Annotated in this window: 1 pseudogene; it reads right to left on the bottom strand. The window is 42.7% G+C overall.

What is annotated here, in order from left to right:
- Positions 1-267, bottom strand: a pseudogene (locus V6252_RS12885) (SulP family inorganic anion transporter); the annotation flags it as partial.

The raw sequence follows: 267 nt of genomic DNA, 5'->3' as shown, positions 1-267 counted from the left end.
TCATATACATTGCAACAGCGGTCAAACCTAAAATACAAATAAGCGGAGAAGGAACGATGCGACCGATTTTAGTAATAAGTGGAAACATATAAATAATCGCCAAACCAGCTGCCGTCATGATATAAACAGTCATGCCAACCCGCTCAGTCATGGGGTTTAGTTCTGGTAATTGCGCAGCAAAAATCAATATTGCTTAAGCGTTGACGAAACCGATAACCACTGAGCGGGAGACAAAGCGCATCAGCTTTCCAAGCTTTAGAATGCCCA

The sequence above is a fragment of the Psychrobacter proteolyticus genome, from assembly GCF_038155145.1.
Classification (GTDB): Bacteria; Pseudomonadota; Gammaproteobacteria; order Pseudomonadales; family Moraxellaceae; genus Psychrobacter; species Psychrobacter proteolyticus_B.
The sequence above is the reverse complement of the archived record's forward strand: the minus strand, read 5'-3'. Positions and strand labels throughout refer to the sequence as shown.